Here is a 13,715-nt window from a genome sequence, read left to right as displayed (position 1 = left end):
ATCTTCCCCAGATTTTTTTGTAAAGAGAGCGTTAGATAAGTAAGTCTGGCACTCCTTCGTACGCCCCAAAATATTTGACCTAGGATTTAATTATTAATCAAATTTAATATATTTTACGTATGAAAAAAGTAATTTTTAGTCTAGCAACTTTATTAAGTGTGTCAGTGATGGTTGCACAATCGAATACGAGTGATGTTAGTCAAACAGGTGAAGATAACACTACAGATGTTACTCAAGTTGGGGATTCCAATGCTTCAGTTACAATTCAGGAAGGAGCTGGAAATAGTGCAACAGCCATTCAAGGAAGTGATTTCTTCAGTTCTAGAAATGGAATCGTAGAGCAAACCCAGATTGGTGATAAGAATAGCGCTTTTGCCCAGCATGAAGAAGATGCGAATGAAGTGTATCAAGATCAGATAGGTAATGGAAACTCTGCCAGCGCAACTCAGAACCTAGCATTTTTTGGTGGTTTTAATTTCACTAGCCAATCTCAGGAAGGAGACGCAAATTCAGCTATAGCTTCTCAAGAAGGAAGCGCAAATGCAGCTTTCCAAATTCAGACTGGAGAAGCTAATTCGGCTACAACTGCTCAAGAAGGGGACTTTAACTTTAGTGGTATTTTACAAGAAGGAGCTTTTAATACAGCATCTATGGCTCAGGTTGGTGATTTCAACTCAGCAGAACAGTTTCAAGTAGGAGATGCTAATTTAGCTGTTGGTGAGCAGTGGGGTCAAGGCAACTCTTTACTTCAGGATCAACAAGGTGGCGGTAACTCAGCAACTTCTTTACAGGGTAGTAGCTTTTTCGATTCAAGAGGAGGTGATGTAAGACAAATCCAGATAGGGGATGAGAATACAGCATTTGCAAACCACGAAGAAGATAATAATGTTATACTTCAAGGACAAGTAGGTGACGCTAACTCAGCATCTGCTGATCAAAATTTAGGATCATTTGGAGGAGAAAACTTTGTGATCCAAACTCAGTTTGGAAGTGGTAACGCTGCAGGAGCTTCTCAAAACGGAAGTAATAATATTGCAGATCAGGATCAGGTTGGTGATGAGAATTTCGCTAGTATTTCTCAGGATGGTACTGATAATGTAACTGTTCAATCTCAGAACGGTAACGGTAACTCAGCAGAGGCTATTCAAGGAAGTTTCTTCTTTGCATCTAGAGGTGGTATTATACAACAATCTCAATCCGGAGATGGGAATATTGCTTTTGCACAACACGAAGAAGATAATAATGAAGTAGATCAAACTCAAATAGGAAATGGTAATGACGCTTTTGCAGAGCAAAATTTACTAACTTTTGGAGGAGAGAACTTAGTGTTACAATTTCAATTTGGAGACGAAAATATGGCTATCTCTTCTCAGGATGGGTCTAATAATATAAGTGATATTTTTCAAGTTGGTACATCAAACTTTGCGCAAGATACTCAGTTTGGAACTGGTAACACAACTTTTGTAACTCAGGTAGGAGAATCTCATAGTAGTGTGATCCTACAAAATGGATCAGCAAATGCTGCTGTAGTTACTCAGAGCGGTTCTGCAGGAGAGCTTTAAGAAATAAATTTAATATATTTGAAAGGAGTTGCACTAACTGTAAAGTTGGTGTAACTCTTTTACTAGTTTAAATACCTTTTACCAATGAAAAAATATTTCACATTATATCTTATAGCATTTAGTCTGTTTCTTTGCGGAAATTCTTATGCTCAAAATAACGAGAATCAGGATAGGTCATTGGTTGAAAGTCAAGAAAGATTCATTGTACTAAATCAATTGCAAAACAATACGAGTGTACAGGTTGCAAGAGAAAATTTGACTGCTAATAATTCTGTATTTATTCAGCAAATAGGAGCAAACAACAGTGTTAATTCTATGATCACAGCGCAATCATCAGATATCCGGTTAAGTCAGAACGGAGAGGAAAATCTGATTGAGATAGATGAAACATCTAAAGAAATAGAAAAATTTATTACTCAAAATGGTAATAATAATGTAGTAACCGATTTTTCTTTTAATAGAGAATTGTCAACAAGTTTAGAACTAATTCAAGAAGGAGATAATCTTACTTTTGAGAGATTTGGAAGTAATGAGTTGTCAAAGAATTTAAAATTTACAATGACCGGAAACAATCGTACAATTATTGTCAGAAGTTTTTAAAGCCAAGTTTTTACCTTATGAAATTTAAGCTGATCGTATTATTTGTATTAATATTTCAATTTTCAAATGGTCAGTTTACCAATACCGAAGTAATTGCTAAAATCAAAACAGAAAGGATAGATGATATTGTTTCGGTAAATGCTGTAGCAACTAATGCCACAGAAGTATATAAAAGTTTAAAGTATACATTTTCGGTTTTCAGAACAGATACAGATAATAATGTTGCTAGAAATGATCAGGAAGGAAGATTTACAATGGAGGCTAATGAACAACAAAGTCTCGCAACGACTACTGTAGGTATTGATGAAAGCGATAAAATTATCATTCTTTTACTGATTTTTGAAGAAGAAACGATTGTAGGTAAAGATCGAATTGTATTCAATGAAAAGGTTAAGCAAAAAGTAGAAGAAGAAGAGTATGTCGAGGATGATGGTATAGAGTTAAAGGGAATTGTAGTTGAAGAAACAAAAACAAAACCCGGAAAAGATTTTTATGAATTCTTTTATAACTCTTATACGCTTAACAGAATAAACGGATCTAAAATAGTTGGAGTTTATGAAACTCTTAGTTTTGGAAGAAGTACGATTATTCAGGTAAAAATAGAAGATAAAGTCATTCATGAATTCCTTGGTAAACCCGATTTAGAATATTTAGAGCAAATGTCTAAAATTTCGATACGCAGGGTTTATAAATATTTCAAAGATTTAAAAAAGCAAAAAAAAGATATTTTTCAGTATTAATTACTTATTTAAATACAAATGAAGTCAATCATATTAACTATTCTATTTGCTTTTTCGGCTTATCAGTATAGTTTTGGACAAGATTTGGTGTATAGGCCAAAGAATCCCGCTTTTGGAGGAGATACCTTTAATTATCAATGGTTGTTGAGTTCGGCAGAATCCCAAAATACATTTACCGATGATAACAATCCCAATGCTGATGACAGATCTGAACTAGAAAGATTCACAGAAAGTCTTAATAATCAATTATTAGGTCAGATATCAAGAACTTTATTTAATGAACAATTCGGACAGGAAGGTCTTACCGAAGGTACCTTTAGTTTTGGAACCTTGTTTATAGAGATTTTTCCATCAGGAGAGGGTCTGGTAATTAATATCTTAGATACCAGTACCGGAGATCAGTCTCAAGTAATAATTCCTAATTAAATTTTAATGCGTAACAAGTTTTATCAAGTAATTCTAGTAATTTCTTGTACACTGTTGTTTTCTGGATGTGGTACTTATTTTAATCAGCCTATCAAGATTGAACAAGCGCGGCTGGGCGAAGACACAAAATTTACCCAGACGTTAAGAGATTTTCCTTTGCCAACAGAACCAGTGGTGGTTGGGGTTTATAAATTTAGAGATCAAACTGGTCAATATAAACCAACTGAAGCCGGTAGTACCTTTAGTACTGCAGTCACTCAAGGTGCTACAACTATTTTGGTGAAAGCGCTTGAGGATTCTAAATGGTTTGTGCCTATAGAAAGAGAAAATTTAAGTAACCTTTTAAATGAGCGAAATATCATACGCTCTACCAGAAAAGAATACAGAAAAAATAATAACACAAATGAACCACAATTGCCTCCTTTATTATATGCCGGTATTATTCTGGAAGGGGGAATCGTGTCTTATGATTCGAATATCATCACAGGTGGACTGGGAGCACGATATTTTGGAGTTGGTGGTTCGACTCAATACAGACAAGATAGAATTACGGTTTATCTAAGAGCAGTTTCTACTTCGAGTGGTAAAATTTTGAAAACCGTATATGTTTCCAAAACTATTTTGTCTCAGGCATTAGACGCTAGTTTTTTTAGATATGTTAAGTTTAGTCGTTTGTTAGAGGCAGAAACCGGTTTTACTAAAAATGAGCCTGGTCAAATAGCAGTTTCTGAGGCGATAGAAAAGGCTGTTGAAGCCCTTATCATAGAAGGAATAGAAGATAAATTATGGGGCTCTAAAGCAGCGCCTGAACAAATAAATGAACTCGTAGCTGATTACAATGCAGAGAAAAACGAAGCACAAAATACGGGGCTTTATGAGCGCTATTTTAAAGAAAGACGTGGAGAAAAAGCGGTTTTTGCAAATGGAGGATTAGCTTTAATAAGTGGAGATTATAATAATGCGGATTTATCTTATTCTGTCAGAGTAGGAGGAAAATTGTTTTTTAATCCATATCTAAACGCCAGTGCAAGTCTAAGTAAATTTGAGCTCAGAAACGAAGGTGCTTTTTCTGAAGGGTTTCATGCCATTGATCTGAATGCAGAATTGTCGCTATTGCCTTTTGAAAAATTGACACCTTTCTTTTTTGGAGGGTTAGGTACGGTGAATAGCGATGACTTTGATAGAACCTTTTTTAAATTTCAGTATGGTGGCGGTATTGAGTATCTTATGTCTGATCACCTCGGGGTTTCATTAAACGCAACACATAATCTTGTCTTAAGTGACAAGCTTGATAATATTACACAAGGAAAAAGAGACGATCAATACTTTAATTTCTCTCTAGGGGTAAATTGGTATTTCAAGAATCCAATAAAAATGGACAAAGAACTCCGCAAACAAAAAAGAAGAGAAGATAAAGCGCTTCGAAAATTAAGAAAAAGAAATCGTGAAGTAATTGAAAACGGTGATGTTCCGAAAGGATAAAACCCTGATGAAAATGAAAAAATATATTATAAAAGTAATAACAGTTTTTGCCATTATATTTCTAGCTTCTTGTAGCGAGGATACTATAGATTTAGAAGGCCTGGGAGCAGTAAGAGGGCGAGTGGTTGCGGTTGGTACAAATGAACCATTAGAAAATGTAAAAATTTCTACAAATCCATCTTCGAGCACAGTTTTTACAGATGTGAATGGAGAATACCTTATCGATAACATTCCTTCTGGAGATTATTCACTTTCTGCTCAGCGAGAAGGATTGTTGGCACAGTTTGAGGCCATCTCTGTAATTGCGGATAGAGAGCTAGAAATAGTTTTCGAAATGGATATAGAAACAGCTGGTAACAGACCTCCTGATGCAGCTCTTTTGGATACACCGGCAGATAATTCTGTAGATCAGCCACTAGAGGTAATGCTGGTTTGGACAGGATCTGATCCTGATGAGGATACTCTTACTTATACAGTTACATTGCGCAACGATGAGAACTCGGTCGTAGAAGTTTTTGAAAACATTACCGATACTACTTTTACACTAACTAATCTCTCGTATAAGGTAAAATATTTTTGGCAAGTAAGCAGTAATGATGGGATAAACGATCCGATCAACAGTGCGATTTTTGCATTCGAAACTACGGGGCCCCCTAATAATCGAATCGTGTATACCAGATCGGTTGATGGTAATAGTGTTATTTATTCTGCTAATGAACAAGGCGGAACGGAAATTCAGCTTACCCCAGATACTAAAAATAGTTTTAGACCTAGACGTAATGCAGGGACTGGTAAGATTGCGTTTTTACAATCTGTAGGCTCGCAAACACATTTGTTTACAATGAATGAAGACGGTTCTCAGCTTGTGCAGGTTACTTCTCAAGTTTCTGTTGCCGGATTTAACTTAGGGGAAATTGATTTTTCTTGGTCGGACAATGGCTCTAAATTATTATTTCCTAATCAAGATAAGTTGTATAGTATCAATACCGATGGGAGCGGACTTAATTTAATTTATCAGACCGCGAACGGAAACCTGATTTCAGAAGTAGACAAAAATGATAACAATAATATTATCGTGCTAAAAACAAATAATCTTGATGGATACGAAGTAGAAATTTTTACGATTAATACTTCGGGAACAGTACTTGAAACAGTATTATCCGGTGTTTCTGGAGCGGCCGGAAGTGTGAATCTTTCTGTGGATGGATCTAAACTTTTATATTGCCAGGATATTTCTGGTTTTGAAAGTAGTGATTATAGACAACTGGATTCTCATTTGTTTGTTTATGATTTTAGTGATAGTTCTAGGCTAGATATTTCTTTAGAAAAACCTGCTGGGACCAATGATATCGATGCACGCTTTTCTCCTAATGAAGCAGCGGTTATTTTTGTAAATACTTCTAATGATGGGGTATCACAAAAAAATATACAGACTATGTTTATTATAGATATAGCTGATAGAGCTAATCTGGTGCAGAATGCTTCGATGCCAGATTGGGAATAAGATTATTCTGAATTCTGAATTCTAAATTCTGAAATTGAGTTATCTTTGAGGTTTACTATCGGTATAATTCAATAATAATGAGTCAAGAAGTTAGCAAACGCTATGCTCAGCGCGGAGTTTCAGCATCTAAAGAAGATGTTCATAGCGCTATTAAGAATATAGATAAAGGTCTTTTCCCAAAAGCATTTTGTAAGATAGTTCCTGATCATCTTACCGGGGATGAGGATTATTGTTTAATCATGCACGCCGATGGGGCCGGTACCAAATCTTCTTTGGCTTATATGTATTGGAAAGAAACAGGAGATCTTTCTGTTTGGAAAGGAATTGCACAAGACGCTTTAATAATGAACATTGATGATCTGTTATGCGTTGGTGCAACTGACAATATCATGCTTTCATCTACTATAGGAAGAAATAAAAACTTGATTCCTGGAGAGGTGATTTCTGCTATTATTAATGGTACAGAAGAGTTATTAGAAGAACTAAAAGGTTTCGGGGTGACTATTCATTCTACCGGTGGCGAAACCGCGGATGTTGGGGATTTGGTAAGAACTATTATCGTAGATTCTACGGTAACGGCGCGTATGAAACGTAGCGATGTTATTGATAATGCCAATATAAAAGAAGGAGATGTTATTGTAGGTTTAGCTTCTTTTGGTCAGGCTACTTATGAAAAAGAGTATAATGGAGGTATGGGAAGTAACGGTCTTACTTCTGCGCGTCACGATGTGTTTCATAAAATTTTAGCACAGAAGTATCCAGAGAGTTTTGATGCTGCGGTACCGTCTGATTTGGTTTATTCTGGAAACACGAATCTTACTGATGAGGTTGAAAATGCTCCCATAGATGCAGGAAAATTGGTATTATCTCCCACTAGAACATATGCGCCCATCATAAAAAAAATACTGTCTAAGTTTGATAGCAAGACTATTCACGGAATGGTACATTGTAGTGGTGGGGCTCAAACGAAGATTTTACACTTTGTTGATAACCTGCATATTATTAAAGATAATTTATTTGAGGTGCCTCCTTTGTTTCAGTTAATTCAGGAAAACTCGGGTACAGATTGGAAAGAAATGTATCAGGTATTTAATATGGGTCATCGCATGGAAATATATGTGTCATCAGAAATTGCAGAGGAGATCATCACAATCTCCAAAAGTTTTAATGTGGATGCTAAGATTGTAGGACGTGTTGAACATTCTGAAGAAAAAAAACTTACCATCAAGAGTGAATTCGGAACATTTAACTATAACTAAGATTTAGTTTTTGATAGTACTAGAAAGACTTTAGGAAATAATTTTTGTACTATATTTCTCCCTAAGTAAATTTAATTTGGGATGTATGTATCGCTTGCAAAAAGGTTTTTCGGGATTTGTTTTATAGTAATCTAAAAGTTCTTTTCTGGATGATTTGAATTTGTTAAATTTCAAAACTTTTGTAATTAATTTATTTTCAAAATCTTTATTTAAATCCTTTAGGTAGTTTTCACTGGCAGATTTCTGATGAGTGTCAAAATAGTAGATAGCACTTCGGTATTTTTCTCTAAAACTATGTTCTGAGGTACTTTTGTGAGTATATAAATGAATCTCAATAAGATCTTTTAAATCTATTTTTTCAGGAGTATAAGTGACAATGACTGCCTCCGAAAAAGTATTGTTTTTCCCAATACTTGAGATATAACCTTGCTCTACGTTGATTACCCCTTTTAGAGATTGAAAAACAGCCTCTGTACACCAATGACATCCTCCGCCTAATCCTATTTTTGGGGATTTTTTCATTTTGAAATAAGATTTGTTCCTGTTATCTTCCGCTTTCTAAAAAAACAATTTGATTTATGATATATCCTGAAAATCCAATTGATGTGCCAGAAGGTTTGACCAAGGTAAGCAAAAAGTATACACAAAAAGTGGTTTTGGCAATATTAGGGCTTGTATTGTTCTTTGTGCTTTATTTCTTTATGATAGTTGGTTTCGGATATTTGGCATATTATAACTTTCTCGAGTTTCAGACGGATAGAGGAAGCATGTTCAACTTAGCTATATCTATTGGAGCGATAATGTTGTTTTTATTTACGCTCAAATTTATTTTTAAAAGAAACTCTTTTAATGATAAAATCACTAAAGAGATCTCTCATAAGGATAATCGAGACTTGTATGATTTCATTATGAAAATAGCTGCAGATGCCAAAGCATCGGTGCCTAAGAAGATTTTGATAGATTATGATGTAAATGCTTCGGTGTCGTTTAATAGTACATTTTGGAGTTTGTTTTCACCCGGAAAAAAGAATTTAAGAATAGGTTTAGCATTGGTCAATGGGCTTAATATATCAGAATTTAAAGCTGTTGTTGCCCACGAATTCGGGCATTTTTCTCAATCTAGTATGAGAATAGGTAGTTATGTGTATATGACAAATAAAATCATTCACGATATGATTTTTGAAAGAGATTATTGGGATAGAGCGCTCGAGATTTGGAGAAGTGTAGATATAAGATTGTCTTTCATAGCATGGATTATTACCCCTTTTGTATGGTTAATTCGTCAGTTGTTATTTCTTCTTTACAAGCTATTAAATATTTTACACGCTTCCTTATCAAGAGAAATGGAATTCCATGCAGATAAGGTTGCAGTAAGTCTTACTGGAAGTAAGGCAATTATTGAAGCATTATGGAAATTAGAACACGTTCACACAGCTTGGAATGAAACATTAAGCCATACCGGTACTGCAGCATCCCAAAAGATTTATACGGAGAATTTGTTTTTACATCATCAGGATTTACTTAATGATAAGCAAACTGTCATTGAAAATTTGATAAAAAATAGAGAGAAGGATGATAAAGGTCGTGAGATTATTTTTAAAGAAAAAGATATGTATTCTTCTTTAGATATGTATGCAAGTCATCCATCTGGTAAAGATAGAGAAGAAAATGCAAAAACTCCATTTATAGAAGGTGTAGAGGACACATCGGACAGTTGGAGTTTGTTTAATAATCCAGAAAATATGCAAGAAGAAATTACAAAACGAATGTATCTTCATGCGATGGGCGTGAGTAAGGAAGAATTAGTTCAGTCTTCAGAAAAGATGATAAATTTTATAAATGAAGAAAAACAAACCGAACAGATATTTGGAGAAGAATACTTAGGAAATTTCCAAGAACGGTATTTTACAATTCCTGAAAAAAAATCAATAGCTATTCATAATCCCTTTAGCAACTACACCATAGAGCAAATAAAAACAGAATATTCTAAACTTATTAAAGAAATCTTACCTGAGCTTATGAAACCAGCAAAGGAGTTTGAAGGTCATTTTAAAGTTTTAGTAGAAATGAGTAATGGGATAAATAAATCGAAATTTTTTGAATATAAGGGAACTAAATACAAAAAGAAGAATATCAAATTTGCTGCAGAACGAATCGATAAAGAAAAGATGGAGTATTTTGAGCAAGCTTTTAATGATTGGGATAGAGATCTTATACAATTAAGTTATATGGCTTCTAATGAATCAGAAAGAGAATCTTATCTTGGTACTCTTGATATGCTTGAAATATGTCAGGCAAATCTTAAAAGGACAGTATCTCAAAACACTAGAATTATTAATTTGTATAATGAATTGTCTTCTCAGGGATCAGTATCAGAAGATGCAGTGATTGGTCTAATCCGAGAAACCAACTTAATCATACCAATATTTTCTAAAGGGATCGATGATCTAGAAGAAACAGAATTTATACCACTACCTAATATTGAATCAAAGGAAGAAATGTTGCAACTTTTAGGAAAAGATAAGGTGCTTTCTAGAATCACACAAAAATCTTTTGAAGATGGTAAATTCGCAGAGTTACTAGATTTTTCTTCAAGTGTTATATATACTTATAATCGAATGATATTTAAAATAACAGCATCCATTTTAAAACCTTTAGAGATACTATAAATGTGAAAAAAGTGTTTTAGTTTATGATTTATGTTTCATACTCAAATACATTCATAAAGACAAATAATATCCTCCGCCCAGACCTATTCGTATAGTACTCATAATGTATAAATGTCGTAAATTATAATGAATCCTTATGGGGTATTTCGAAAACCTGAAAAATCTCTTTTAGAAGTTTTTCAGATTTTCGATACTTTGATAATTAATCTGTAATAAAGATGTTATTATGATCCTAGTTCGTCATTGAACTGAACAGTTTTAGTTTCGAACTCTTCCTCTTTCGTTTCTACAAGTTCAATGATATGGTCGTCGTTAAATTTTCCTTCTTTCTTCTGAAAGAAGATAGGTACCGGAATCATCGCAACTATAATCATAAAGGTAATTAAAACAATACGTCTTATAATTTTTTTAAATCTTTTCATTTTGGAAATGGTATAAAACCGCTATAGATCGAAATAGCAGTATCAGAATTTTTTTTAGAATTGGCTAGAAAGCCTGAAATAAAAATGTTATCCTAAATGAAATGGATCTTCTTCGGTAGTGTAGGTATTACTTCTGGAAAGGAATGTCTTATGTGTAATAATCTTTAAAGAGAAGGGTTTTTCTAACTTTCCATTCTTAATTAAAGAAATGCTGCTATGGTGTTTTGATAGTAGCTTAAGATTTATAGAATGATCAAAACGTTGTTTTGGATATTTTGCTTCTGCAAATGATAAGGTTTTGGTCTTGCTTCTAGCCTCAGAAACAACAAGTTCAATACTTTCCTGGTAAGAAACTGGTTGGGTATAATTTGTATAACCACCAATACCTAAGAAAAGCAAAAGCGTAATAAACCAACTTGCGATCAGTTTGTTATTATATGTGTAAGTAATGTTTGACATTTCTTGATACAAAAATACAACTTTTTTATATTAATATTTTTACGTCAGAATGTGAAAAGGCAATATAAGCTTTAGACAAAAAAAACGTACTTTTGTAAATTCCAAGTTAGGATAGATACAACTATGATTGATAAATTAAATATTGTAAAGCAACGATTTGATGAGGTGAATGATTTAATCATTCAACCTGATATTATTGCTGATCAAAAGAGGTACATAAAACTCAATAAAGAGTATAAAGATCTTAAGGCATTGATGGACGAAAGAGATCGTTATATTGAGTTGACAGATAATAAAAAAGAGGCAGAAGAAATCATTGCTGATGGTAGTGATCCAGAAATGGTAGAGATGGCCAAAATGCAATTAGATGAAGCTAAAGAAGAATTGCCAGCTTTAGAAGAGAAAATAAGGTTTATGCTAGTCCCCAAAGATCCGGAAGACGCTAAAAACTGTGTAGTTGAGATCCGTGCAGGAACAGGTGGGGATGAAGCCAGTATTTTTGCTGGAGATTTATTTAGAATGTACACTAAATATTGCGAAGGCAAAGGGTGGAGTACAAGTGTTGTAGATCTTAGTGAAGGTACCAGTGGTGGTTATAAAGAAATTATTTTCGAAGTCAATGGTGAAGATGCATATGGAACTATGAAATTTGAAGCAGGAGTTCATCGTGTACAACGTGTTCCTCAAACCGAAACACAAGGTCGTGTGCATACAAGTGCTGCTACGGTTATGGTATTACCTGAAGCTGAAGAATTTGATGTAGAACTGGATATGGCAGAGGTGAGAATCGAGAGAACAACGTCTACCGGTCCTGGTGGGCAGTCAGTAAATACAACCTATTCTGCAATTAAATTGCATCACGAACCTACAGGCATGATTGTGAGTTGTCAGGATCAGAAATCCTCTCATAAAAACTTAGAGAAAGCTTTAAAAGTATTACGTTCTAGGTTATATGAGATAGAATTAGCTAAAAAACAAGCAGCCGATTCAGAGAAACGAAAGAGTATGGTGTCCTCTGGAGATCGATCCGCAAAAATTAGAACCTATAATTATCCACAAGGTCGTGTAACTGATCACCGTATTGGGCTTACTTTGTATGATTTAAGTAATATTATTAATGGAGATATTCAAAAAATCATTGATGAACTTCAGTTAGCAGAAAATACCGAAAAGTTAAAAGAATCTAATGAGGTTTTTTAGATAGATATAATATATCTAGCGAAAAAAGAGGATACATTCTAGAATGTATCCTCTTTTTTTAACTCTAACAGAGTTTGTTATTTTAATGTATATGATTTAGGATCTTCTTCAACCTTTTTAGCTCTCACTACAAAATAGAGTCCAACAAGAATAAATGGTATACTTAGCCATTGACCTGTGGACAAGGCATCACCCAAAGCATCTTCAAAACCACCCTGACTCTTTTTAACGTTTTCAACAATAAAGCGAACAATAAATATGAGCATCATATACATTCCGAATAAGAACCCTCTATTATTTCTTTTGTCAGTTTTCCAGTATAGTAGCCAAAGTATTAATGATACAAAGATATATCCAAATGCTTCATAGAGTTGAGCAGGATGACGATATGGTATTGCTTCTAATAGATTTGAAAACTGAGGGTTGTTTACTACTGCAGAATATGCTTCATTTACGTTTTTAATACCGGTTTCTCTTACTACTTCAGCTTTACTTAAACCATCTCTAATGAACTTTACTCCAAAAGCTGAATCTCCAGAAGGCTCACCGATGATTTCTGAGTTAAAAAAGTTTCCTAACCTTACAAAAATTCCTCCAACAGCTGCAGGAATGGTAACCCTGTCCATAATCCATAATGGATGTTTCTTAAGGATATTTTTAGAATAATAGTACATAGCAATAATAAAGGCTATGGCAGCTCCGTGGCTTGCTAAGCCTCTGAAACCGATAAACTCAAACTCAGGATTGAACTTAAAAGGTAATATGATTTCCAGTAAATTATTTCTGTAATAATCCCAGTCATAAAAGAAGACGTGCCCTAATCTGGCACCTAATAGTGTACCGATTACTGCATATATAAATACAGAATCCAGTTTCTCCATAGAGATTTTTTCTCGGATATATATTTTTTTCATCAAGTACCATCCTAAGGAGAATGCTACTACAAACATTAAGCTGTAAAAACGAATAACAAAAAAACCTAGATCGAATCCTTCAATGGGATTCCAAACTATTTTAGAGAATATCATATGGAAATTTATTTTTCAAGGGTAAATATAGGTATTTAATTGAACTCGAAATTATAATTAGAATAATAATGAGGTAAAGCGGTAGTTGAATGAGTTAACCTTCTTTTTTTTTGTCAGTATCCGGAACCGGGTCATATCCGCTACCACCCCAGGGATGACAACTAAAAATGCGCTTTATAGCAAGTCTTCCTCCTTTAAACAATCCGTGTTTTTGTAGCGCTTCTATAGTATAATGAGAACAAGTTGGCTGGTAGCGACACGTAGCCGGGGTTAAAGGTGAAATTAAGTTTTGATACAATTTCACTAATCCCACAAACGGCGCAATCAAAATCTTTTTTAATGTTAATTTTGAAGCCAAAGTATA

The 13,715-nt window shown here is 34.2% G+C and carries 14 protein-coding genes; 9 read left to right on the top strand and 5 right to left on the bottom strand.

Features of this window, described 5'->3' with window-relative positions:
* Positions 1-119 precede the first annotated feature (119 nt).
* From ACE94K_RS21750 to ACE94K_RS21720, 7 genes are all read left to right on the top strand, one after another.
* Complete coding sequence (locus ACE94K_RS21750; RefSeq protein ID WP_378177596.1) at positions 120-1,562, top strand: hypothetical protein; 1,443 nt, start codon at positions 120-122, stop codon at positions 1,560-1,562.
* Between the two features lie 84 nt (positions 1,563-1,646).
* Positions 1,647-2,162: a hypothetical protein gene (locus tag ACE94K_RS21745; RefSeq protein WP_378177593.1), complete on the top strand. Its 516-nt coding sequence runs from the start codon at positions 1,647-1,649 to the stop codon at positions 2,160-2,162.
* Positions 2,163-2,179: 17 nt separating this feature from the next.
* Positions 2,180-2,902: a CsgE family curli-type amyloid fiber assembly protein gene (locus tag ACE94K_RS21740; protein ID WP_378177590.1), complete on the top strand. Its 723-nt coding sequence runs from the start codon at positions 2,180-2,182 to the stop codon at positions 2,900-2,902.
* A gap of 18 nt (positions 2,903-2,920) precedes the next feature.
* On the top strand, positions 2,921-3,328 hold the full coding sequence (locus ACE94K_RS21735) for a curli production assembly/transport component CsgF (RefSeq protein ID WP_378177587.1): 408 nt from the start codon (positions 2,921-2,923) through the stop codon (positions 3,326-3,328).
* 6 nt (positions 3,329-3,334) lie between these two features.
* On the top strand, positions 3,335-4,810 hold the full coding sequence (locus ACE94K_RS21730; protein ID WP_378177584.1) for a CsgG/HfaB family protein: 1,476 nt from the start codon (positions 3,335-3,337) through the stop codon (positions 4,808-4,810).
* Between the two features lie 13 nt (positions 4,811-4,823).
* Positions 4,824-6,314, top strand: a complete 1,491-nt coding sequence (locus tag ACE94K_RS21725) for a carboxypeptidase regulatory-like domain-containing protein (RefSeq protein WP_378177581.1) — start codon at positions 4,824-4,826, stop codon at positions 6,312-6,314.
* A 77-nt stretch (positions 6,315-6,391) separates the two neighbouring features.
* Positions 6,392-7,573: an AIR synthase related protein gene (locus ACE94K_RS21720; protein ID WP_378177578.1), complete on the top strand. Its 1,182-nt coding sequence runs from the start codon at positions 6,392-6,394 to the stop codon at positions 7,571-7,573.
* Between the two features lie 30 nt (positions 7,574-7,603).
* On the opposite strand, the gene ACE94K_RS21715 is transcribed toward ACE94K_RS21720, so the two are convergent.
* Positions 7,604-8,095: a peptide-methionine (S)-S-oxide reductase gene (locus ACE94K_RS21715; RefSeq protein WP_378177575.1), complete on the bottom strand. Its 492-nt coding sequence runs from the start codon at positions 8,093-8,095 to the stop codon at positions 7,604-7,606.
* Positions 8,096-8,151: 56 nt separating this feature from the next.
* On the opposite strand from ACE94K_RS21715, the gene ACE94K_RS21710 reads away from it, so the two are divergent.
* Complete coding sequence (locus ACE94K_RS21710; protein WP_378177572.1) at positions 8,152-10,242, top strand: M48 family metallopeptidase; 2,091 nt, start codon at positions 8,152-8,154, stop codon at positions 10,240-10,242.
* A gap of 224 nt (positions 10,243-10,466) precedes the next feature.
* Here the strand turns inward: ACE94K_RS21710 and ACE94K_RS21705 are convergent, their stop codons facing one another.
* Together ACE94K_RS21705 and ACE94K_RS21700 are read right to left on the bottom strand one after the other, a co-directional pair.
* Complete coding sequence (locus ACE94K_RS21705) at positions 10,467-10,664, bottom strand: hypothetical protein (protein ID WP_378177569.1); 198 nt, start codon at positions 10,662-10,664, stop codon at positions 10,467-10,469.
* 87 nt (positions 10,665-10,751) lie between these two features.
* On the bottom strand, positions 10,752-11,123 hold the full coding sequence (locus tag ACE94K_RS21700; protein ID WP_378177566.1) for a hypothetical protein: 372 nt from the start codon (positions 11,121-11,123) through the stop codon (positions 10,752-10,754).
* A gap of 123 nt (positions 11,124-11,246) precedes the next feature.
* On the opposite strand from ACE94K_RS21700, the gene prfA reads away from it, so the two are divergent.
* The gene (gene prfA / locus ACE94K_RS21695) at positions 11,247-12,323 is read left to right on the top strand and encodes a peptide chain release factor 1 (RefSeq protein ID WP_378177563.1); all 1,077 of its coding nucleotides are present in this window, start codon (positions 11,247-11,249) and stop codon (positions 12,321-12,323) included.
* Positions 12,324-12,400: 77 nt separating this feature from the next.
* Here prfA and lgt read toward each other — a convergent pair whose 3' ends face one another.
* Positions 12,401-13,351, bottom strand: a complete 951-nt coding sequence (lgt, locus tag ACE94K_RS21690) for a prolipoprotein diacylglyceryl transferase (RefSeq protein ID WP_378177560.1) — start codon at positions 13,349-13,351, stop codon at positions 12,401-12,403.
* Positions 13,352-13,445: 94 nt separating this feature from the next.
* On the bottom strand, positions 13,446-13,709 hold the full coding sequence (gene yidD, locus ACE94K_RS21685) for a membrane protein insertion efficiency factor YidD (protein WP_378177557.1): 264 nt from the start codon (positions 13,707-13,709) through the stop codon (positions 13,446-13,448).
* Positions 13,710-13,715 lie beyond the last annotated feature (6 nt).

The organism is Aquimarina besae (genome assembly GCF_042434905.1).
GTDB lineage: Bacteria > Bacteroidota > Bacteroidia > Flavobacteriales > Flavobacteriaceae > Aquimarina.
The sequence above is the reverse complement of the archived record's forward strand: the minus strand, read 5'-3'. Positions and strand labels throughout refer to the sequence as shown.

What these genes read in the sequence shown, in the direction of transcription:
- ACE94K_RS21750 (WP_378177596.1), top strand. Translation starts at nt 120, where the DNA reads ATGAAAAAAGTAATTTTTAGTCTAGCAACTTTATTAAGTGTGTCAGTG.
- ACE94K_RS21745 (WP_378177593.1), top strand. Translation starts at nt 1,647, where the DNA reads ATGAAAAAATATTTCACATTATATCTTATAGCATTTAGTCTGTTTCTT.
- ACE94K_RS21740 (WP_378177590.1), top strand. Translation starts at nt 2,180, where the DNA reads ATGAAATTTAAGCTGATCGTATTATTTGTATTAATATTTCAATTTTCA.
- ACE94K_RS21735 (WP_378177587.1), top strand. Translation starts at nt 2,921, where the DNA reads ATGAAGTCAATCATATTAACTATTCTATTTGCTTTTTCGGCTTATCAG.
- ACE94K_RS21730 (WP_378177584.1), top strand. Translation starts at nt 3,335, where the DNA reads ATGCGTAACAAGTTTTATCAAGTAATTCTAGTAATTTCTTGTACACTG.
- ACE94K_RS21725 (WP_378177581.1), top strand. Translation starts at nt 4,824, where the DNA reads ATGAAAAAATATATTATAAAAGTAATAACAGTTTTTGCCATTATATTT.
- ACE94K_RS21720 (WP_378177578.1), top strand. Translation starts at nt 6,392, where the DNA reads ATGAGTCAAGAAGTTAGCAAACGCTATGCTCAGCGCGGAGTTTCAGCA.
- ACE94K_RS21715 (WP_378177575.1), bottom strand. Translation starts at nt 8,095, where the DNA reads ATGAAAAAATCCCCAAAAATAGGATTAGGCGGAGGATGTCATTGGTGT.
- ACE94K_RS21710 (WP_378177572.1), top strand. Translation starts at nt 8,152, where the DNA reads ATGATATATCCTGAAAATCCAATTGATGTGCCAGAAGGTTTGACCAAG.
- ACE94K_RS21705 (WP_378177569.1), bottom strand. Translation starts at nt 10,664, where the DNA reads ATGAAAAGATTTAAAAAAATTATAAGACGTATTGTTTTAATTACCTTT.
- ACE94K_RS21700 (WP_378177566.1), bottom strand. Translation starts at nt 11,123, where the DNA reads ATGTCAAACATTACTTACACATATAATAACAAACTGATCGCAAGTTGG.
- prfA (WP_378177563.1), top strand. Translation starts at nt 11,247, where the DNA reads ATGATTGATAAATTAAATATTGTAAAGCAACGATTTGATGAGGTGAAT.
- lgt (WP_378177560.1), bottom strand. Translation starts at nt 13,351, where the DNA reads ATGATATTCTCTAAAATAGTTTGGAATCCCATTGAAGGATTCGATCTA.